This is a genomic window from Microbacterium mangrovi, assembly GCF_000802305.1.
Taxonomy (GTDB): Bacteria; Actinomycetota; Actinomycetes; order Actinomycetales; family Microbacteriaceae; genus Microbacterium; species Microbacterium mangrovi.
This window is the reverse complement of sequence record NZ_JTDK01000010.1, coordinates 24,644-44,655: the sequence shown is the minus strand read 5'-3', so window position 1 is coordinate 44,655 and position 20,012 is coordinate 24,644. Positions and strand designations below refer to the sequence as shown.

The window sequence follows — 20,012 nt, the reverse complement described above, 5'->3', positions numbered from 1 at the left end:
GGGTCACTCCTTCTCCGCGGTCTCCCCGATCTTCACGTCGAGCCGGAAGTCGAGCGGGAACGTGCCGAACAGCAGCCGGGCGGCGGCGTCCGCGGCATCCTGCACCGCTGCGGCGACCTTCGGCGCAGACGCGGCCGGGGTGTGCACGATCAGTTCGTCGTGCAGGAAGAACGCGAGGTGCGGCACGCGTGCGAACCGGACTCCGGATGCCTCGGCCGCCGGCTCGGACTCGGGGACGGGCGGGAAGGCCGCCAGCCGCGCCCGAAGATCCCCGAGCCAGGCGAGCGCCCACTCCGCCGCCGTGCCCTGCACGACGAAGTTGCGGGTGAAGCGGCCGCGGTCCGCGGCCTGGCGGCGCGCGCGGTCGACGTCGGCGCGGGAGGCATCGGGCTCGGCGGCCGCGGCCCGCACGGCGTGCCAGCGGCCTCCGGGCGGCGGGGCGGTGCGGCCGAGCCACGTATGCACGACACCACCGCGCTCCCCCGTGCGCGCCGCATCGTCGACCAGGCGCATGGCGCGCGGATAGGCGCGGCGCAGGCCCGGCAGCAGCCGCCCGCTGTCACCGGTGGTCGCGCCGTACATCGCCCCGAGCAGCGCGACCTTCGCTTCCGCGCGCGTGCCGACGGCGCCGGCATCCACGATCCCGGCGTACAGGTCGCCGCCGCGCGCGGCGTCGGCGAGCGCCAGGTCGCCGGCCATCGCCGCCAGGACCCGGGGCTCCAGCTGCGCGACGTCGGCCGTCACGAACAGCCAGCCCGGGTCGGCGCGGACCGCGCGGCGCAGCATCCGCGGGATCTGCAGCGCCCCGCCGCCGGAGGACGCCCAGCGACCGGTGACCACGCCGGCGGGCACGTAGACCGGCCGGAACCGCCGGTCGTGCACCCACTCCGCCAGCCACGCCCACCCGTTCGCGGAGTACAGCCGGGCGAGCTTCTTGTAGGTCAGGAGGGGTTCGATCACCGGATGCTCGAGCTCGCGCAGCTCCCATCGACTGGTGGACTCGACGGCGAGGCCGACGCGGTGCAGGGACCGCAGCAGCTGCGGCGGCGAGTCGGGATTCGCCTTCGGATCGCCGAGTGCGTCGCGGATGTCGTCAGCCAGCTGCGTCATCCGCTCCGGGCGTCCGCCGGCGAGCGGCCGCGCTCCCAGCTGCTCGACGAGCAGACGCTCGTGCTCCTCGACGTCCCAGGGCAGACCCGCGGCGCGCAGCTCGACCGCGATGAGGGCACCGGCGGATTCCGCGGCGCACAGCAGCCGGAGCCGGCCGGCCTCGGCGGACGAGTCGATCGCGGCCCGCTGGCGCGCGAACTCGGCGAGCGCATCGTCGACCCCGTGCGGGATGCCGGGGGTCACGATGCCTCCGTCCCAGTCGAAAAGGGCGGGGACCGCGGGGACCGCGGCGACCTCGACGACGGGCGCGGCATCCCATTCCCGGTGGGTGCGCAGTTCCGGTTCCCCGTTGATCAGCTCGGTGTCGCGCAGGATCGCGTGGCACAGGCGCAGGTCATGACTGCGCGCGACCGCGATGCCCGCGGCGACGAGCGGCTCGTGCCAGCGCGGGGTGTCGCTCCACACCCAGCGCGCCCGGGAGTCCGGGCCCGCGGCACGACGGCGCACGGCGTCCGGCCACTGCGCGGGTTCGACGTGCTCGCGGCCGAGCTCGCGGCCGGCCGCATCGCACGCCACGACGGCGATCCCGGCGTTGTCGTCGCCGACGACGAACCAGGCGGTCTCGCCCGGTCCGCTCATGCGCGGGGCGCGCGGTTCACAGTCCGGATTCCTCCGTGCGGACCAGGATGCATCCGCACTCCGGGCAGGTCACGACCGCGTCCCTGGCCGCCGTCGTGATGGCGTGCAGATCGGTCCCCGACAGCACCATGCGGCATCCCTCGCACGTCTGGCGACGAAGGAGTGCCGCGCCCACGCCGCGCTGGGCGGCGCGGTCGTACAGGGCGATGAGCTCGGCCGGGACGGAGTCCGCGATCGCGGCCCGGTCCCGCTCGGCCGCGTCGTACGCGGCGGTGGCCTCGGCGACCGCCGCCTTGCCGGCCGCCGACAGAGCCGCCCCCTCGGCGTTGACCTCGGCGATCAGCTGCTCCTGCTCGACGACGGATGCCTCCGCCCCCTCCAGGCGCTCCATGACCTCCAGCTCCGCGTCCTCGAGGTCGCTCTTGCGGCGGGCGAGCGCACCGAGTTCGCTCTCCAGCCCCTGGGCGTCCTTGGGGCTGGTCACGGTGCGCAGCCGCTCCTCGTCCCGGGCGCGACGCGCGTCGACGACGGCGACGTCGGACTCGATGCGCGACAGCTCCAGTCGCAGGTCGTCGCGCACCCCCTGGCGGGCACCGAGCTCCCGGCTGAGCTCCTGCCGGCGCCCCAGCAGTTCCTGGACGCGAGCCGCCTGCGCCGGGTTCTTCCGCGCGTGGTCGGCCTGCCGCCGCCGCGTGTCGATCTCGGCGAGGTCCAGCAGTCGACGCTGGTCGGTCGGTGTCGCGTTCACGAGGACTCCGTCACTGTAGATTCTCGACAAATCGTGGGCCCTGCCGGGTTCGAACCGACGACCCCCTGGGTGTAAACCAGGTGCTCTACCAGCTGAGCTAAAGGCCCGTTCCGCCAGTCTACGAGAGAGCCGGCGGCCGGATCGACGCGACCCCGGCGGACGCACCATCCTCGTCAGGGCACGCGCGACCGGCGATCAGACGCGCGTTCCCAGGCGGCTTGTATGGTTGCAGCGAAATCGGCGAAAAAGATAGTCGATCGTCCACAAAGTCGCTAGGCTGTGCAATTGTGCGTTGTGCCGACTGTACAAGCGGACGCGCATCTGTAGCCGAATCTCTGGCACGACCTGCCAGGTCTAAGAAAGGTCAGACGTGACTGTTCACGATCAGGATCCATACTCACAGGGCCCTCTCGACAGCGACCCGGAAGAAACCGCGGAGTGGCAGGAATCCCTGCAGCAGCTCGTCGAAGCCAAGGGACACCAGCGCGGCCGCGAGGTCATGCTGAGCCTCCTCAAGGAATCGAAGGACCTCCAGCTCGGCGTGCCGATGGTCCCCACCACGGACTACATCAACACGATCGCCCCGGAGAACGAGCCGGAGTTCCCCGGTGACGAGGAGATCGAGCGCAAGTACCGCTCGTGGATCCGCTGGAACGCCGCACTCACGGTGCACCGTGCGCAGCGCCCCGGCGTCGGCGTCGGCGGCCACATCTCGACCTACGCGTCGTCGGCCTCGCTGTACGAGGTCGGCTACAACCACTTCTTCCGGGGCCTGGACCACCCGGGCGGCGGCGACCAGGTGTTCTTCCAGGGCCACGCCTCCCCCGGCATGTACGCCCGATCGTTCCTGGAGGGCCGCCTCAGCGCCGAGGACCTGGACGGATTCCGGCAGGAGAAGTCGCGCGCCGGACACGCGCTCCCCTCCTATCCGCACCCGCGCCTCATGCCGGACTACTGGCAGTTCCCGACGGTCTCGATGGGCCTCGGCCCGATCAACGCCATCTATCAGGCGATGACCAACAAGTACCTCACCAACCGCGGGATCAAGGACCTCAACGACTCGCACGTCTGGGCCTTCCTGGGCGACGGCGAGATGGACGAGGTGGAAAGCCGCGGGCAGCTCCAGGTCGCCGCCAACGAAGGCCTGGACAACCTCACCTTCGTCATCAACGCGAACCTGCAGCGCCTCGACGGCCCGGTGCGCGGCAACGGCAAGATCATCCAGGAGCTGGAGAGCTTCTTCCGCGGCGCCGGCTGGAACGTCATCAAGGTCATCTGGGGCCGGGAGTGGGACGACCTGCTCGCCCGCGACTCGTCCGGTGCGCTCGTCAACGTCATGAACATGACTCCCGACGGCGACTACCAGACCTACAAGACCGAGGACGGCGCGTTCGTCCGCGAGCACTTCTTCGGCAAGGACCCGCGCGCCCTCGACCTGGTCAAGGACTACACGGACGACCAGATCTGGAACCTGCGCCGCGGCGGCCACGACTACCGCAAGGTGTATGCCGCGTTCAAGGCCGCGCAGGAGCACAAGGGTCAGCCGACCGTCATCATCGCGAAGACCATCAAGGGCTACGGCCTCGGCCCGCACTTCGCCGGCCGCAACGCCACGCATCAGATGAAGAAGATGACGCTGGACGACCTGAAGCTGTTCCGCGACTCGATGCACATCCCGATCTCGGACGCCCAGCTCGAGGAGAACCCGTACCAGCCTCCCTACTACAACCCGGGACCGCAGGACGAGGCCATCCAGTACATGCTCGAGCGGCGACGCGCGCTCGGCGGCTTCCTTCCGGAGCGCCGCAGCCACCACGTCGGTCTCGCGCTGCCCGAGGACAAGGCGTACGCGCTGCCCAAGAAGGGCTCGGGGACCCAGGAGGTCGCCACCACGATGGCCTTCGTGCGTCTGCTCAAGGATCTGCTCCGCGCCCCCGACTTCGGCCACCGCATCGTGCCGATCATCCCGGACGAAGCCCGCACCTTCGGCATCGACGCGTACTTCCCGACCGCGAAGATCTACAACCCCAACGGTCAGAACTACACGTCGGTCGACCGCGAGCTGCTCCTGGCGTACAAGGAGAGCCCGCAGGGTCAGATCGTCCACGTCGGCATCAACGAGGCCGGCGCCATGGCCGCGTACACCACCACCGGCACGTCCTACGCGACGCACGGCGAGCCGCTGATCCCGATCTACGTGTTCTATTCGATGTTCGGCTTCCAGCGCACCGGTGACGCCATGTGGGCGGCGGGCGACCAGATGGCCCGCGGCTTCATCATCGGCGCCACGGCCGGCCGCACCACGCTGACCGGCGAAGGCCTGCAGCACGCCGACGGCCACTCCCCGCTCATCGCGTCGACCAACCCGTCGATCGTGTCCTACGACCCGGCCTACGGGTACGAGATCGCCCACATCGTGCGCTCGGGCATCGAGCGCATGTACGGCGGCAACCACCAGGACCCGAACGTCTCGTACTACCTCACCGTGTACAACGAGCCGTACGTGCAGCCGGCCGAGCCGGAGGGCGTGGATGTCGACGGCATCGTGCGCGGCATCCACCGCATCTCGGAGGGCTCCGGCGACGGGCACCGCGCTCAGCTGCTGGCGTCCGGCGTCGGCGTGCCGTGGGCGCTCGAGGCCCAGAAGCTGCTGAAGGACGACTGGGGCGTCGTCGCCGACGTGTGGTCGGTGACCTCGTGGGGCGAGCTGCGCCGCGACGGCCTGGAGGCCGACGAGCACAACTTCCTGCACCCGGAGGAGGCGCCGCGCACGGCGTACGTCACCGACAAGCTGCAGGGCGCCGAAGGTCCCGTGGTCGCGGTCAGCGACTTCGCGCACGCGGTGCAGGACCAGATCCGTCCCTGGGTTCCGAACCGCTTCGCGACCCTGGGCGCCGACGGCTTCGGCTTCAGCGACACGCGCGCCGCCGCCCGGCGCTTCTTCAAGATCGACGGACCGTCGATCGTCGTCCGCACCCTGCAGGCGCTGGCCGAGGAGGGCAAGGTCGACCGCTCGCTGGCGGCCGACGCCATCCGCAAGTACGACCTGCACAACGTCAACGCGGGCACGAGCGGCAACGCCGGCGGGGAGTCCTGATCCGACCATGAGCGACACCACGGAAGCGATGGACAAGACCGAGACGCTCGGCTGGCTGCGCCGGATCTCGGGCGATCTCGCGACAGCCACTCTGCAGCGGCTCGAGTCCACGCTTCCGTGGTACGCCGAGATGCCGCCTGCGCGCCGCTCCGCCGTGGGGCTGGTCGCGCAGGCGGGCATCACCTCGTTCATCCAGTGGTACGAGGATCCGGGGTCCACTCCCTGGATCGCGTCCGACATCTTCGCGGCGGCCCCCCGGGAACTGCTGCGCAGCGTCAGCCTGCAGCAGACCCTGCAACTGATCCGCGTCACCGTGGAGGTGACCGAGGAGCGGGTCGCCGGCGTCGGGGAGCACCTGCGCGAGGCGATCCTCCTCTACTCCCGCGAAGTCGCCTTCGCATCCGCGGACGTCTATGCGCGCGCCGCCGAGGCGCGGGGCCTCTGGGATGCCCGACTCGAGGCGCTCGTGGTCGATTCGATCCTCACCGGCGAGGCGGACGAAGAACTGCCCAGCCGCATCGCCGCCCTCGGGTGGCACGGCCACGGAGAGGTCGTCGTCCTCGTCGGCACGACGCCCGCCCAGCTGGACGTCGACCAGCTGCGGCGCACGGCCCGCAAACTCGGCGTGGACGTGCTGATCGGCGTCCAGGGCTCGCGTCTCGTGCTCGTCGTCGGACGCACCCACGGCCCCTCCGGAAACGGAAACGGGAACGGGGACGAGGCCGAACTGCCGTTCTCCGAGGTCGCCGCGCGCCTCGAGCCCGGCTTCGGCAGCGGACACCTCGTGCTCGGGCCCGCGGTTCCGGCGCTGGTGGATGCCAGTCGCAGTGCCCGGGCCGCGCTGGCCGGTTTCGCCGTCGCGAAGGCCTGGCGCCACGCGCCGCGGCCCGTGGACGCCGACGATCTCCTCCCCGAACGCGCCCTCGCCGGCGATCCGCTGGCCAAGCAGACCCTCGTGGACCGGATCTACACGCCGCTGCAGGCGCACAGCGCCGACCTCGTCACCACGCTGTGGTCGTACCTCGACAACGGCCGTTCCCTGGAGGCGACCGCGCGCGAGCTGTTCGTGCATCCGAACACGGTGCGGTACCGGCTCAAGCGCGTCTCCGAGGTGATCGGGTGGGACGCCACCGGTCCGCGCGAGGCGCTCATCCTGCAGACGGCGCTGATCCTCGGGGCGATCGGCCCGGATGCCACCCGGAGGCGCGCGACCTCGTCGCGGCGCCCCCGCTGATTGTGACATCCATACAAGTCGAACCCCATTTCTTCTGAAGGTCATGCACGACTCGGCCCTCTCGGTCCTGGCAGGATGGAACACGTGATCGTCGCCGTCTTCCCGGGGCAGGGTTCCCAGACCCCCGGATTCCTCTCCCCCTGGCTCGAGCTCGATGGCGCGCGTGAGCGCCTGGCGGCGTACTCCGACGCGGCCGAGGTCGATCTGGTCGCCGCGGGCACCGAGTGGGACGCCGATCAGATCCGCGACACGAAGGTGGCGCAGCCGCTCATCGTGGCCGCCAGCCTTCTCTCCTACACAGCGCTGACCGAGCGCACCGACACCGCTCCGGGTGGCGTCGCCGGCCACTCGGTCGGCGAGATCGCCGCGCTCACGGCCGCCGGGGTGTTCTCCGCCGCCGACGGCATGCGGCTGGTCGGCATCCGCGGCCGGGCCATGGCCGAGGCCGCCGCCCTCGAGCAGACCGGCATGAGCGCCGTGCTCGGCGGCGACGAGGAGGCTGTGCTGCAGCGCCTCGCGGACCTCGACCTCACCCCCGCGAACTACAACGGCGGCGGTCAGATCGTCGCCGCAGGCGCCCTCGACCGGCTCGGCGAGCTCGCCGCGGCCGCACCGGAGCGGGCGCGCGTGATGCCGCTCAAGGTCGCCGGCGCCTTCCACACCCGTTACATGGCGCCCGCCGTCGAGACGCTTCGCGCCGCGACGTCCGATGTCGCCGTCCAGGACCCGGCTCTGCCGCTGTGGACGAACTCGGACGGGTCGGTCCTCACCTCCGGCCCCGAGGCGATCCACCGCCTCGTCGCGCAGGTCGCCTCGCCGGTGCGCTGGGATCTGTGCATGGCGTCGTTCGCCGACCACGGCATCACGGGCCTCATCGAATTCTCACCCGCCGGAACCCTCGTCGGACTCGCGAAGCGCGTGCTCAAGGGCGTGCCCGCCGTGGCCGTCAAGACGCCGGATGACCTCGCGGCTGCCGCCGCTCTGCTCGAAGGGGACGCCGAATGACCGCGACCATCAACCAGGCCCAGGGCGCCGCGCACACGCGCATCTACGCCTACGGCGCCGCACGCGGCGAGAACTACGTGCCCAACGACGATCTCGTCGGCCCCATCGACTCCAGCGACGAGTGGATCCGGCAGCGCACGGGCATCGTCACGCGGGTGCGGGCGGATGCCGACACCACCGCCGTCGATCTGGCCGCCGCGGCCGCGCTCGAGGCAGTGCAGCGCTCAGGCGTGGATCCCGCGCTCATCGACGCGGTCATCATCGCGACGATCAGCAACCCCAAGCAGACCCCGTCCGTCTCGGCGATCGTCGCCGACCGCATCGGCGCGACCCCGGCCGCGGCCTACGACGTGAACGCGGCGTGCGCCGGGTTCGCCTACGCCGTCACGCAGGCCGATGCCCTCATCCGCGCGGGTGCGGCAAAGTACGCGGTCGTGGTGGGCGCCGAGAAGCTCAGCGACATCGTCGACCCCACCGACCGCAGCATCTCGTTCCTGCTCGGCGACGGAGCCGGCGCGGCCGTCATCGGCCCCAGCGACACCCCCGGCATCGCCCCCACCGTGTGGGGCTCGGACGGGTCGAAGGCCGACGTCGTCGGCATGAACGAGACGCTCGTCGACTTCCGCGACGGCAAGGCACCCTGGCCGACGCTTCGCCAGGAGGGCCCCACCGTCTTCCGCTGGGCGGTCTGGGAGATGGCCAAGGTGGCCCGGCAGGCTCTCGAGGCCGCCGGCATCGGGCCGGACGACCTGGCCGCGTTCATCCCGCACCAGGCGAACATGCGCATCATCGACGAGTTCGCCAAACAGCTGAAGCTTCCCGAGTCGGTCGTGATCGCACGCGACATCGAGACGACCGGCAACACGTCGGCGGCATCCATTCCCCTCGCGGCGCACCGGCTGCTCCAGGAGCATCCTGAGCTTTCCGGCGGTCTCGCGCTGCAGATCGGATTCGGCGCCGGACTGGTCTTCGGCGCACAGGTCGTCGTGCTCCCGTGAGGGCGCGGACGCAACTCTAGACTGTACCGGGTGTCGCCGGCCTTCCACCGGCGGCGCTGAACACCGCTGTACACCCCCATACAAGGAGCAGACATGGCACTGACCAACGACGAGGTCCTCGCAGGCCTGGCCGAACTCATCACCGACGAGACCGGCATCTCGGCCGACGAGGTCGCCCTCGAGAAGTCGTTCACCGACGACCTCGACATCGACTCGATCTCGATGATGACGATCGTCGTCAACGCCGAGGAGAAGTTCGGCGTCACCATCCCCGACGACGAGGTCAAGAACCTCAAGACGGTCGGCGACGCCGTCACCTTCATCACGTCCAACCAGGCGTGACCCTTCCGGTGGGGGCGTGAGCCCCCACCGGCGAACCACATCCAAGGATCTTCAATGAGCGCATCCCGCATCGTCGTCACCGGAATCGGCGCGTCCACCCCCATCGGGGGAACCGCGCCCGAGAGCTGGTCCGCCCTGCTGGGCGGAGCGTCCGGAGCCCGCACCCTCGAGTACGACTGGGTCGAGAAGTACCAGCTGCCGGTCACCTTCGCCGCCGAGGCGATCGTGCGCCCGGAGACGGTCCTTGACCGGCCGGTCGCCAAGCGCCTCGACCCGTCCGCCCAGCTCGCACTCGTCGCGGCGATGGAGGCCTGGGAGGATGCCGGGTCTCCGGAGGTCGACCCCGACCGTCTCGGCGTCGACTTCGCGACCGGCATCGGCGGCTTCTGGACGCTGCTGAATGCGTGGGACACCCTCCGTGAGAAGGGTCCGCGGCGCGTCATGCCCATGACCGTGCCGATGCTCATGCCGAACGCCGCGGCGGGCAACCTGTCACTGCACTTCAACGCCCGTGCGTTCGCCCGCACCGTCGCGAGCGCGTGCGCGTCGAGCACCGAGTCGATCGTCAACGCCCTCGAGCACCTGCAGGACGGACTCGCGGACGTCGTGATCGCCGGCGGCACAGAGTCGGTGATCCATCCGATCACGATCGCCGGTTTCGCCTCGATGCAGGCGCTGTCCAAGCGCAACGAAGATCCCGCCGAGGCATCCCGCCCGACCAGCGTCGACCGTGACGGCTTCGTCATGGGCGAGGGAGCGGCCGTCCTCATCCTCGAAACCGAGGAGCACGCGAAGGCCCGGGGAGCCCGCATCTACGCCACCGTCGTCGGCGGCGGCGTGACGGCGGACTCGTACCACATCACGGCGAACGACCCCGAGGGGCTGGGTGCCGCCCGTGCCGTTCGGCAGGCGCTCGAGATGGCCGGTGCGTCGCCGGACGACGTCACGCACGTCAACGCCCATGCGACCTCGACCCCGGTCGGCGACCCCAACGAGTACGTGGCGCTCAAGAGCGTCTTCGGCAGCCGCATCGACGAGATCCCGGTGTCGGCCACCAAGGCGTCGACCGGGCACCTCCTCGGCGGGACCGGAGCACTCGAGGCGATCTTCGCGATCCTCGCGATCCGCGACCGCCAGGCGCCGCCGACGATCAACGTCACCGAGCAGGACCCCGAGGTCCCCTTCGCGATCGACGCCAAGCCGATCTCGCTCGGCAGCGGCGATCAGCTCGCGATCAGCAACTCGTTCGGGTTCGGCGGGCACAACGCGGTGGTGGCGTTCGCCTCCGTGTGATCTTCCTCCAATCGTCAGAAGCCCCGGCGTCATCGCCGGGGCTTCTGTCGTGTCAGGCGGCGATTCGCTTTCCCCTCCCCCGGGATGTCCCCACCGAGGGCACGGTAGTCGCGCCTCCCCGTCTGAGTTCTGCGCGTCGGATGGACCGGCCGGCCGGGGGTCACACGACCTTGTGCAGCCAGACGACGGGTGCGTCGTCCGACGCGTGGCGGAACGGCTCGAGCTCCTCGTCCCAGGCGGATCCGAGCGCGACGTCCAGTTCGCGCATCAGCTCGGCCGGGTCGCCGGCGGAGACCTCGACGGCGTACCGGATGCGCTCCTCGCCGACGACGACGTTTCCGGCCGTGTCGGTCTGCGCGAAGTGGATGCCGAGGTCCGGGGTGTGCATCCACCGCCCGCCGTCGCTGCGCGGCGACGGGTCCTCGGTGATCTCATAGCGCAGGTGCTCCCACCCGCGGATCGCCGTGGCGAGCGCCGCGCCCGTCCCGGTCGATCCCTCCCAGTAGAACTCGGCGCGACGGCATCCCTGCAGCACGGGCTGGTCGGACCAGTCGAAGCTGACCGGCCGCCCAAGGGCACGACCGACAGCCCACTCCAGGTGTGGGCACAACGCGCGCGGCGCGGAGTGGATGTACACCACTCCACGCGCCTGTGTGGAAGCCATGGTCTCTCCGTTTCTTCAGGTGCGTCTTCCCCTACGACCTGATCGGATGCCCATGACCGGCTGTTCAGCTGTATCGGGGCCCATTATGGCGCATCGACGTGACGAATCACAAGCGTGTCACTTCGCGGCGCGCCGGGCGCCGCGACGGCGCGCGACCCGCTAAGCCGGGGTGCAGCCGAGCTCGTCGGCGAGCCGTCGCATGGCCGTCCGGGCGGTGTCGACGGTCATCAGCTCGTTGCCGCCCACGATGTGGAGGCCGTAGGCATCCTCCAGGGCGACGAAGGTCATCGCGAGCGTTTCGTCGTCCATCCCCGAGCGGAAGACCCCCGCCGATCGGCCGGCCGCGAAGACCCGCCGATAGGTGGCCAGCTGCCGCACGTACATGTTCTGCACGTGCTCGTCGTGCAGCGCCGATAATCCGGCGAGCACGTCGAACTCGTAGAGCAGACGCATCAGCGCATCGTCGGGCCCGTGCGGCAGGCCCCGGTCGATCGCGACGGCCAGCTGTTCGCGTGGGTCGTCGAGGGCGTCCACGAGGGCATCCCGCTCGTCGCAGAACCGGGCGACGCCGGCCGCGTGGGTCTCCACGAGGAGCGCGTCCAGGTCTTCGTAGTAGTAGAGCACCGCGCCGCGGGTGAGTCCTGCGTGGGCGGCGACGTCGGTGAGCGAAAGCGACCGGAGCCCGCGCGCCGCACCCGCGGCGATCGTCGCTTCGATGAGCGCTGCGCGCTTCTCCTCCTGCCGCTTCGGTCTCGCCACATCTTGACAGTAGCCGAGAATCATGGGACTGTTGAGTATTCTTTGACACTTGAGTCAATTAATTCCGGAGACGATCATGATCGACACCCTCATCACCGGTGCCCGGGTGCGCACCTTCAACCCCGCACAGCCGTGGGCCGAGGCCATCGGCATCGCCGGCGACCGCATCGCCTACGTCGGAGACGCCGCCGACGCTCCGGCCGCGACGCGCACCGTCCACGCCGAAGGACGCACGATCACGCCGGGCGTCATCGACACGCACAACCACCTCCTGCTCGGCTTCGACGAAGACGCCGTGAGCCTCGAGGGCGCCCACACCCTCGACGAGGTGCGCGGCCGGATCGCCGAGTTCGCGGCATCCCGCCCCGACCTCGGGTGGATCTGCGCGGAGAACGCGGTGTATTCGATCGTCGACAACCGGCGCCCGAACGCCGACGACCTGCGCGGACTGGATGCCGCGAACCGGCCGATCTTCGTCACGACCTACGACCAGCACTCCGTGTGGCTGAACGACTCCGCGCTGCGGGTGCTCGGCATCCACGACGGTGGCGACGTGGCCTGGGGCCGACCCGAGCGGCGCGACGACGGCGAGCCGACGGGGTGGGTGACCGACTTCTACACCAGCGCCATGACGGTCCGGGGCCTCGCCGAGCTGCAGCGCGACATCCCGATGTACTCCCCCGACCGCCGCTACAAGAAGATCCTCGCGAGCATGCGCATGGCGACCGCCGTCGGCATCACGACCGCGGTGGAGCCGCAGGTGCCGCTGGCCGAGCTGCCGCTGTTCGAGCGCGCCCTCAACGCGGGTCTGCTGACGTCCCGCGTCATCGCGCAGCTGTTCCACCCCGTGGGTGCGGACGGCTCGTTCCGGCAGACGCTGCGCGACACCGTGGACTCCTTCACGCCGGATCCGCTGCTGTCGGTCGGTCCGCTCAAGCTGTACTCCGACGACGTGATCGAACCGCACACCGCGTTCATGCTGGATGACTACGCGAACCGACCGGGGCGGCGCGGCCGACCCAGTTATCCCGGCAACGGCGGACGCGAGCTCGTCGAGGTCATCACCGAACTCGACCGGCTGGGATTCCAGACTCATACGCACGCGACCGGGGATGCCGGCATCCGCCTCGCGCTGGACGCCATCGAGAACGCCCAGCGGGTCAACGGCACCGTCGACCGCCGGCACGGCATCGTGCACGTGGAATGTCTGCATCCCGACGACCTGCCCCGCTTCGCGCAGCTGGGAGTCGTCGCCGCCATGCAGCCGCGCCATGCCTCGCCCGATCTCGTGGCCGGCACCTGGATGGAAAACGTCGGCGAGGAGCGCTGGGACCGCGCGTGGCGGTTCAAGAGCCTTCTCGACTCGGGTGCGAACGTCTCGTTCTCCAGTGACTGGCAGGTCGGCGAGATGGATCCCCTCATCGGCGTGTTCTCGGCGGCCACGCGGGCGACTCTCGAAGGCGCGGATGCCTGGACGCCCGCGGAGCGCCTCGGCGTCGACCGGTCGCTCGAGGCGTACACCCTCAACGGTGCACGGGCGTTCCACCTGGAGCACGACCGTGGGAGCCTCGCCGAGGGGATGCTGGCGGACCTCGTCGTCTGGTCGGGTGACCTGCACGCGCACGACGCCGACCCGCAGGGTCTGCTGGGCGAGTTCGCCGAGACCACGATCGTCGGCGGCCGGGTCGTGCACTCGCGCGGCAACGTGCTCGACGAGGTCGGTGCTCCCCCGGCTGACGACCCGGCGACCGGCGGCACCGCGAAGGACCCGCACCAGCACGAGCACCACGACTCCTGACCGCCCGCGCGACCGGGCCGCGGCGTGCCGTAGGCTCTAACGTCGGGGCCCCCGGGCCTCGCGGGGCGGTGGCCAAGCTGGTCAAGGCAGCGGGCTCATAACCCGACGATCGTGGGTTCAAGTCCCACCCGCCCTACCGATATGGGTCGCCAGGTCCATTCGATCGCTCCGGCGCACGCGAACGACGCGTGCGGTCGGTACGCCACAGTGGCGTCAGGCCAGCTTGCTGCGTCCGCAGCCTGCATCCATCAGATGTAATTCTTCTCGATCAGATACAGGCCGAGGACATGCAGGAGCATGATCCCGCCGAGGACGGCGCCGAGGAGGGACTGGTTCGACCAGAAGGCGAAGGTGGCGGCCAGAAGGACGACCACGCTCACGGCACGGAGCCCGAGCAAGAGTCGACGCTTCTGGCGTGGGTTCACCTTCTTGGCGTGTTCCCTCATCACGGTCCACCGGCCCCTCGTCGTGAATGTGTGGCGGCTCCGCTTCGAAGCCGCCCCTCGACGGTGACACGCGGGCACCCGACGCAAAGGCCGTTTCCGCCCGATTGAGTGCTCGACGGCGGAAATTGAGTAGTCCGCCGCGATTCTTGTGCACGCGCACGACGAATGGGTCAGACTCTTGCCCGGCCGCGCGGGGCGAGAGGAAGCGTTCGCTGCACACAGCATCTTCGGGGGATACTGGGGCGGGTGCCGTGGTCGAACTCCGGAGTGCGTTCACCGCCCACCCGCCTTCACATGGACGCGCTCGGTTGGATCATCGGCGCGGCGGTCGTCCTGATCGCCGCGGCCTTCGTGCTGTCGGCGCCCCGGCTGCATTCAGCGCACCTGCGGCGTCAGGAACGCGGCATGAGCGGCGGGTTCGCGGCCGTGGGCGCGGGGTTCGACTCGGTCTGGCGTCCGAGTGCCGAAGAGGCGCGCACGGAGTGGGAGGCGTCGGTGGAGGCGCCGGCGCCCGCTCCGCTGGCGGGCGGCAAGGGGCGCATCCAGAACGGCCGGATCGTGATCGCGCCGAAGGATCACCCGGCCGACTGACAGGTCGGGCACCACTGGGCGGAGGTGCCCGAGAAGGTGTAGTCGACGATCTCGCCCCCGCAGACCGGGCACGGCTCACCGGCCCGCCCGTGCACCCGCATCGCCGCGACCTTCGCCGCCTTCTGCTCGGCGATCGGGATGCCGCGCCGCACGTCGATCGCCCCGCGGATCTCGGCGGTCATCGCCTCGAACAGCCGCTCGCGCTCTGCTTCGTCCAGCGTCGCCGCGTGCACGGTCGGCGACAGTCTCGCCCGGAAGAGGATCTCGTCGGAATACGCGTTGCCGATGCCGGCGAACGACGTCTGCTCCTGCAGCACCGCCTTGAGCTGTTTGCGCCGACCGATCGTCACGGCGTCGACGTCGGCCCGGGTGAACGCGGGATCCGCGGGATCGGGGCCGAGCGCCGCGACGCCCGCGACCTCGTGCGGATCGGCCACGATCCACAGCCCCGCGCTCCGGAACGTGCCCGCGTCGGTGAGGTCCAGAAGGGTGCCGTCGTCGAGTGCGAGTGTCGCCATGACGGCGGGCGCGTCGGGCGTCGGCTCAGCGTCGGCCTCGTGCCACGATCCCCAGCCGTGGCGGCCGAAACTGACGACGAGGTGTCCGCGGTCGGTCTCGAGGTCGACGTACTTGCCGTGTCTGGTCACCGCGACCACCTCGGCACCGTCGAGTGTCTCGGGTTTCTGAGCTCTCGTCTTGTAGGCGCGGAAGTCGCGCACGGCGAACGATTCGATCGTGCGCCCGACGAATCGCTGGGCGACGGCCTCGGCGAAGGCCTGGACCTCGGGTGACTCGGGCATGGTCAGATCATGCCACCGCGCTCCGACATCCGCCCGGGTCGCCACTCGTCAGCGGCGTTCAGTGGATGGTGCCGGGGCATCCGGGTCCGTGCGGGTCCTCGTCGCACGTGTGCTCGACCAGCACGGTGTGCGCGACGTACAGCCGGAACCGGGCCGCGCGGGTCTGAGCGGTCACGTACCCGTCCACGTCGTACCAGCCCGGATACCCCGCGAACGACACCCGCGCCGAATAGAACACCGTCGCCCGCGCCGTGACGGTCGCCTTGCGCTTGTACGTGTGCGACGTGCCGGTGCGGGTGAACATCAGCGCGTTCCCGGCCTTCCACGTCCGCCCGCCGATCGTGGTCGTCTTCGAGGTGCCGTCGCCGTAGTCGAACCGGTAGGCCGCCGGAGTGAACCGCACCCTGACGGGCAGCTCGAACAACCGCCCGGTCACCGTCTGCTCCTTCGCAGCCACCACGAAGTTCGTCGGCCGCCCTACAATCCCGAATTTTCGCGGCTCCACCGTCAGCGACGGAACCGCCGGCCGGAACGAGGCGAGCTCGGTCACCGTCGGAACCCGAGGCCCCGCCACCGAGCTCTGATCCGGCTTCGGAGCCGGGGACTCCGGCGTCGTTCCGCACGGCGTGGGACGCGACGACGGCGACTCCTCGCAGTCGTCCGGCCCCAGCACCGGCAACCCATACGCCTCCGCCCCCGAATCCGGCACCCCGGGCTCCCCCGCTCCCGAGGCAGACCTGGCCAACCCCGGTGATCCGGCTGTACCGATACCCGTGCGCCCCGGGCCAGATTGTTTGCGAGGTTCCGAACCAGGCCGCGTTACGTAGACTTGCACAGCGGTGGCGTGCGTGTCATCCGTTGCATCATCGGTATGCAGGCCACCAACCCCAACCTCAGGTGGCAGGTTCGCGCTCGCGAAGGCGAATCCGATCGCCATTACAAGAGCAGCTGCACTCACTCTGCGCACGTCGGTTTCCCCTTCCGACCCGTAATGCTCGCGATCTTCATTCCCGTACTGGTCGACGCATCACGCGAGAAGGCAACCGTCAGACTTTGCTTGTTCGGTCGTGTGCTCCTGACCAGCGATCGTCCGGCCGCGTCGCGAACGTCACTCTTACTGACGTCAATACAAACGGCCAACGACACATCTCCCCACCTCACGTCTCCTCCGCCGATCGGAGCGACAAATGTGACGTGGTCCTCACTGCTCATGCGGAGGTCCTTTGCGGCCATGGCGCTGAGTTCCTTGCGCTGATGATCGAGGGCTCGATCGAGCAGCCAGTGATACACGGGCGGAAAGGTCTTGGGATCCTGCAAGTTCACCCTGTTCCCTGCAGCCACGTACGCGCGGTAGGTGGCCTCGGCGGCCTTGTACGCGGCGTCCGCGCTCGCGAACGGCGGAGTCGGCGTGGGACTCGGCCGGGGCGTCGCGCCGGTGCAGCCCGCGAGGGCGACGACCAGCATCCCGAGGAGGACTCCGACGGCAAGACGCGATCTCATCCCGCCACGGTAGACAATTCCGGCGGATCGGCCCGAAAGTTATCCACAGGCCCGGTCGGGCGGCGCTCAGTCGCGGGCGGGTCCGTCGCCGTCGTGCCAGCGCGGAATCGGCAGCTCCTGGCTGTTGCTGAGCACCTCGGGGTGGTTGCGCGCGAGCGAGAACACGCCGTAGACCGCGACCAGGCCGGCTGCTGCGAAGCCGATGAAAGCCCCCAGGGGCGCTGTGGCGGCCTCCTGCAGCACGGTCAGCCCGATGACGACCGCGACGAGCGGGTCGATCACCGTGAGGCCCGCGATGACGAGGTCGGGCGGACCGACGGCGTACGCGGTCTGCACGAAGTAGGCGCCGACAGCGAACGCCGCGACGAGCCCCACCGCGCAGAGGATCGTGAGCCAGTTGATGTCCTGCGACTGGATGCGCGTGATGATCGTCTTCGCGAAGGTCGCGACGAAGCCGTACAGTACGCCGGAGGCGACGATGTAGAAGAGCGGATGGGCCTTCTTGCGCACGAGGAGCCACACCGTCACCAGCGTGATCAGCACCACCAGCAGCAGCGCGAGGATGATGATCAGCTGCCGGTCGCTCACCGGGGTGTCGGTGGCGAAGAGCGCGGCGATCGTGACGAACACGAAGATGCCGCCGACGCACGCGATGATCGCGCGCACCGACTTGCCGGTGGGCTTGTGCCCGGAGGCCTTCGCGTTGAGCAGCGTCGTGATCACGAGCGAGATCGCGCCGAGGGGCTGCACCAGGATCAGCGGTGCGAAGGCGAGGGCCGCGAGCTGACAGACGACCGCCGCGCCGAGCATCAGGGTGCCGAACACCCAGGACGGACGCCGGACGAGGTTGAGGAAGTGGCGCAGGGTCAGCCCGCTGCTGCCGGACGTCCCGGTCAGCACCTCGACCTTGTGGACGCCGTGGTGCTGGTACTGGGCCCCGAACGACATGAAGACGGCGCCGAGCAGCGCGAGAGGGATGCCGATGAGGATCGCGGGGTCCTTGAAGACACCGACGACCTGATCGGTCACATCGCTCGCGAACGCCCCCGCCAACACCACTCTTCGACCTTACGCGAGAGGGGGGCGCCGGTAGGCTCTTGACGTGGCCGTACTTCCGATCCGCATCATGGGTGACCCCGTCCTGCACGCTCCCGCCGCCGAGGTGGGTGAGATCACCGACGAGATCCGCACGCTCGTCGCCGACATGTTCGACACGATGGATGCCGCCCCCGGCGTGGGCCTCGCGGCTCCTCAGGTGGGCGTCTCCCTGCGGATCTACACATACACCTACCAGGACGACGACGGCGAGCCGTGGCGGGGCGTCATCATCAACCCCGTGCTCTGGCAGCGGCCCCTCATCCCGGGCGAGCCGGATCCCGACGACGAGTCGGAGGGATGCCTCTCCTTCCCCGGCGAGCGGTTCCCGCTGCGGCGCTCGGAGGCGGTGCTGGTGACCGGCATCGACCTCGACGGCGAGCCGGTGCGCATCGAGGTCGACGGCTGGCGCGCGCGCATCATGCAGCACGAGTTCGACCACCTCGACGGCATCCTCTACGTCGACCGCCTCGACGACGGCGACTGGCGCACGGTGCAGAAGATCGCGCGCAAGCGCGGCTGGGGACGCGCCGGGAAGTCGTGGACCCCGGGCGTCGACGACGTCGAGGCCTGACCCTCTACCGCTTGCGGTCCTGCGCGGACCGCGGCGGGTCGACGCTCACGTCGATCGGTGCCTGCCCGTCCAGCGACGACCAGCGGCTCTCGGTGCCCTTCTTCCCGTGCGCGGCGGCACGCACGGCGCGTTCGTCGGCCCAGCTGTTCAGACGATGACCGGCGTGTCCGCGCACGTGCTCGAGCTCGACGTCGGGCAGCCCGTGCGCCCGCCGGGCATCCCGCTCCTGGATCAGCTGCTTGAGCAGATCGACGTTTTTCGTCGGTGCACCCGTGCTGGTCTTCCAATTGCGGCGGGCGTGGCCGTCCATCCACTTGGTGTACGTGTCGATCGCGTACTTGGAGTCGGCCTGGACGAGGAGGTCAGGGATGTCGCGATGGTCGCGGATGGCGTTGAGCAGGCCGAGCAGCTCGCCGATGTTGTTCGTGCCGGATGCCAGCGACCCGGCCGCCCACTGGCCGTCTTCACCGACCCACGCCCAGCCGGCGGGGCCGGGGTTTCCCTGGCATGCGCCATCCGTCGCCACGATGTACCGGTCGCTGTCCGCCACGTTCGCCTCTGCTCTCCTGCTCGGTCCGGCATCCGATCCTATCCGGGACGCATCGGGCGTCCGTGACGGCAGGCAACCCCGCAGACGCGTGTCGGTGACAGGCGCAACACACGGGCGCGCTAAGGTGATGGGCGCCTGATTTACAGGCAACACTCAGAAAGGTCCATCATGACTACCGAATCCCCCGCGGAGAAGAGCGCCGTCAACGGCATTCGCACGGCATTCGGCGTGGGCGGTGTCATCGCCCTCGTCGTCGGCATCCTCATCCTCGTGTGGCCGGGCCACACGGCATCGGTCCTCACCGCCATCCTCGCGATCTACGCGATCGTCGTCGGCGTCGTCTACGGCGGACTCGGCATCTTCGCCCGCACGATGAAGGGCTGGTCGCGCGTCGGCCACATCGTGCTCGGTCTGCTGTTCATCGTCGGTGGCGTCATCGCGCTGATGAACCTGAACGCGACCACCGCGTGGCTCGCCGTGTTCCTGGGCATCTTCATCGGCATCGCCTGGATCATCGAGGGCATCGTCGCGCTGACGACGCTTCCCAGCGCCCGCTCGAAGGGCTGGGCGATCTTCTTCGCGATCCTGAGCATCATCGCCGGCATCATCGTGCTGTTCTCGCCGCTGTGGGGCATCATCGTGCTCTGGTGGCTGCTCGGCATCTCGCTGGTGGTGCTCGGCATCATCCAGATCGTGCGCGCGTTCACGTTCAAGCCGGCCGACCTGTAAGTCGCACGCCGCAGAAGCGGGGCCCGGGATCGACGATCCC

Annotated in this window: 20 protein-coding genes and 2 tRNA genes; 11 read left to right on the top strand and 11 right to left on the bottom strand. The window is 69.8% G+C overall.

Going from position 1 to position 20,012, the window contains the following annotated elements; all coding sequences use genetic code 11:
- Window positions 1-3 precede the first annotated feature (3 nt).
- The 3 genes from LK09_RS10960 to LK09_RS10950 form a co-directional block, all read right to left on the bottom strand.
- On the bottom strand, window positions 4-1,749 hold the full coding sequence (locus LK09_RS10960) for a bifunctional 3'-5' exonuclease/DNA polymerase (RefSeq protein ID WP_082008203.1): 1,746 nt from the start codon (window positions 1,747-1,749) through the stop codon (window positions 4-6).
- A 16-nt stretch (window positions 1,750-1,765) separates the two neighbouring features.
- On the bottom strand, window positions 1,766-2,497 hold the full coding sequence (locus LK09_RS10955; RefSeq protein WP_039399220.1) for a zinc ribbon domain-containing protein: 732 nt from the start codon (window positions 2,495-2,497) through the stop codon (window positions 1,766-1,768).
- 34 nt (window positions 2,498-2,531) lie between these two features.
- Window positions 2,532-2,604: transfer RNA gene (locus LK09_RS10950), tRNA-Val, on the bottom strand.
- A 263-nt stretch (window positions 2,605-2,867) separates the two neighbouring features.
- On the opposite strand from LK09_RS10950, the gene aceE reads away from it, so the two are divergent.
- From aceE to LK09_RS10920, 6 genes are all read left to right on the top strand, one after another.
- Complete coding sequence (aceE, locus tag LK09_RS10945) at window positions 2,868-5,594, top strand: pyruvate dehydrogenase (acetyl-transferring), homodimeric type (protein WP_039399218.1); 2,727 nt, start codon at window positions 2,868-2,870, stop codon at window positions 5,592-5,594.
- Window positions 5,595-5,601: 7 nt separating this feature from the next.
- Entirely contained in the window at window positions 5,602-6,828 is a 1,227-nt protein-coding gene (locus LK09_RS10940; RefSeq protein WP_039399216.1) for a PucR family transcriptional regulator, read from the top strand.
- 84 nt (window positions 6,829-6,912) lie between these two features.
- On the top strand, window positions 6,913-7,833 hold the full coding sequence (locus tag LK09_RS10935) for an ACP S-malonyltransferase (RefSeq protein WP_039399666.1): 921 nt from the start codon (window positions 6,913-6,915) through the stop codon (window positions 7,831-7,833).
- Window positions 7,830-8,831 carry a beta-ketoacyl-ACP synthase III gene (locus LK09_RS10930; protein ID WP_039399215.1) on the top strand — a complete coding sequence of 334 codons (1,002 nt, stop codon included), beginning with the start codon at window positions 7,830-7,832 and terminating at the stop codon, window positions 8,829-8,831. Before LK09_RS10935 ends, LK09_RS10930 begins: the two co-directional genes overlap by 4 nt.
- Before the next feature lie 93 nt (window positions 8,832-8,924).
- The gene (locus LK09_RS10925; RefSeq protein WP_039399213.1) at window positions 8,925-9,173 is read left to right on the top strand and encodes an acyl carrier protein; all 249 of its coding nucleotides are present in this window, start codon (window positions 8,925-8,927) and stop codon (window positions 9,171-9,173) included.
- Window positions 9,174-9,227: 54 nt separating this feature from the next.
- Entirely contained in the window at window positions 9,228-10,466 is a 1,239-nt protein-coding gene (locus LK09_RS10920) for a beta-ketoacyl-[acyl-carrier-protein] synthase family protein (protein ID WP_039399210.1), read from the top strand.
- A 160-nt stretch (window positions 10,467-10,626) separates the two neighbouring features.
- Here LK09_RS10920 and LK09_RS10915 read toward each other — a convergent pair whose 3' ends face one another.
- Complete coding sequence (locus LK09_RS10915; protein ID WP_039399208.1) at window positions 10,627-11,130, bottom strand: DUF3145 domain-containing protein; 504 nt, start codon at window positions 11,128-11,130, stop codon at window positions 10,627-10,629.
- A 159-nt stretch (window positions 11,131-11,289) separates the two neighbouring features.
- On the bottom strand, window positions 11,290-11,889 hold the full coding sequence (locus tag LK09_RS10910) for a TetR/AcrR family transcriptional regulator (RefSeq protein ID WP_197061030.1): 600 nt from the start codon (window positions 11,887-11,889) through the stop codon (window positions 11,290-11,292).
- A 76-nt stretch (window positions 11,890-11,965) separates the two neighbouring features.
- Between LK09_RS10910 and LK09_RS10905 the strand changes: the two genes are divergently transcribed.
- On the top strand, window positions 11,966-13,687 hold the full coding sequence (locus LK09_RS10905) for an amidohydrolase (protein ID WP_082008202.1): 1,722 nt from the start codon (window positions 11,966-11,968) through the stop codon (window positions 13,685-13,687).
- A 62-nt stretch (window positions 13,688-13,749) separates the two neighbouring features.
- Window positions 13,750-13,823, top strand: a tRNA-Ile gene (locus LK09_RS10900).
- 112 nt (window positions 13,824-13,935) lie between these two features.
- Here the strand turns inward: LK09_RS10900 and LK09_RS22130 are convergent.
- Window positions 13,936-14,067 carry a hypothetical protein gene (locus tag LK09_RS22130; RefSeq protein ID WP_269430933.1) on the bottom strand — a complete coding sequence of 44 codons (132 nt, stop codon included), beginning with the start codon at window positions 14,065-14,067 and terminating at the stop codon, window positions 13,936-13,938.
- Window positions 14,068-14,427: 360 nt separating this feature from the next.
- Here LK09_RS22130 and LK09_RS10890 point away from each other — a divergent pair, with 360 nt between their 5' ends.
- Complete coding sequence (locus LK09_RS10890; RefSeq protein WP_039399203.1) at window positions 14,428-14,724, top strand: hypothetical protein; 297 nt, start codon at window positions 14,428-14,430, stop codon at window positions 14,722-14,724.
- On the opposite strand, the gene LK09_RS10885 is transcribed toward LK09_RS10890, so the two are convergent.
- The 4 genes from LK09_RS10885 to LK09_RS10870 all read right to left on the bottom strand — a co-directional run bounded on the left by LK09_RS10885 (window position 14,709) and on the right by LK09_RS10870 (window position 18,083).
- Window positions 14,709-15,524 carry an Fpg/Nei family DNA glycosylase gene (locus tag LK09_RS10885; RefSeq protein WP_039399661.1) on the bottom strand — a complete coding sequence of 272 codons (816 nt, stop codon included), beginning with the start codon at window positions 15,522-15,524 and terminating at the stop codon, window positions 14,709-14,711. The two genes, LK09_RS10890 and LK09_RS10885, sit on opposite strands and share 16 nt — an antisense overlap.
- Before the next feature lie 58 nt (window positions 15,525-15,582).
- Window positions 15,583-16,074, bottom strand: coding sequence for a hypothetical protein (locus LK09_RS10880; RefSeq protein WP_156138747.1), 492 nt, complete (start codon window positions 16,072-16,074; stop codon window positions 15,583-15,585).
- A gap of 404 nt (window positions 16,075-16,478) precedes the next feature.
- Window positions 16,479-17,024 (bottom strand): hypothetical protein, encoded by a 546-nt coding sequence (locus tag LK09_RS10875; RefSeq protein ID WP_039399201.1) that lies wholly within the window; start codon window positions 17,022-17,024, stop codon window positions 16,479-16,481.
- A gap of 66 nt (window positions 17,025-17,090) precedes the next feature.
- Entirely contained in the window at window positions 17,091-18,083 is a 993-nt protein-coding gene (locus LK09_RS10870) for a DMT family transporter (RefSeq protein WP_156138745.1), read from the bottom strand.
- 43 nt (window positions 18,084-18,126) lie between these two features.
- On the opposite strand from LK09_RS10870, the gene def reads away from it, so the two are divergent.
- Entirely contained in the window at window positions 18,127-18,693 is a 567-nt protein-coding gene (gene def / locus LK09_RS10865; protein ID WP_082008201.1) for a peptide deformylase, read from the top strand.
- A 4-nt stretch (window positions 18,694-18,697) separates the two neighbouring features.
- Here def and LK09_RS10860 read toward each other — a convergent pair whose 3' ends face one another.
- Entirely contained in the window at window positions 18,698-19,243 is a 546-nt protein-coding gene (locus LK09_RS10860) for a ribonuclease H family protein (protein WP_039399197.1), read from the bottom strand.
- 168 nt (window positions 19,244-19,411) lie between these two features.
- Between LK09_RS10860 and LK09_RS10855 the strand changes: the two genes are divergently transcribed.
- Window positions 19,412-19,972, top strand: coding sequence for an HdeD family acid-resistance protein (locus LK09_RS10855; protein ID WP_039399196.1), 561 nt, complete (start codon window positions 19,412-19,414; stop codon window positions 19,970-19,972).
- Window positions 19,973-20,012 lie beyond the last annotated feature (40 nt).